1 protein-coding gene is annotated in these 324 nt (G+C 69.4%); it reads right to left on the bottom strand.

All coding sequences use genetic code 11. The annotated features are described in order from the left end of the window. The coding region (locus CVH10_RS19025; RefSeq protein WP_181244510.1) for a BREX system ATP-binding domain-containing protein at positions 1–264 on the bottom strand (264 nt) is incomplete at its 3' end. Positions 265–324: the final 60 nt, after the last annotated feature.

Genomic DNA, 324 nt, shown 5'->3' with positions numbered 1-324 from the left:
CACGGTGACGAGCTTGCGTTCAAGGGCGATCAGGCGGACCAGGTTGAGGAAGAAGGTCTTCCCGGCCCCGTACTCCCCGATCACGAACCTGATGGACGCTCCCTGGTCGGCGATGCGGTCGATGTCGCGAACCACGGCGGCGATCTCGGCGGCGCGTCCGACCTGGACGTGGCGGAGGCCGGTGCGGGGCACGACGCCGGCCGACAGGGCCTGCAGGATCGCGTCGCGGTCCCGCGGACGGATGGTCGAAGCGGCTGGATGCATGGTCTAGGCGACGGCCCTGGGGACGAGGTGAACGCGAAGGTGGTGTGGGATGGTGACGGG

It is taken from the genome of Halomonas sp. ND22Bw (assembly GCF_003011945.1).
Classification (GTDB): Bacteria; Pseudomonadota; Gammaproteobacteria; order Pseudomonadales; family Halomonadaceae; genus Halomonas; species Halomonas halophila.
Note: the sequence above shows the minus strand (reverse complement) of the source record. Positions and strands in the feature narration are given on the sequence as shown.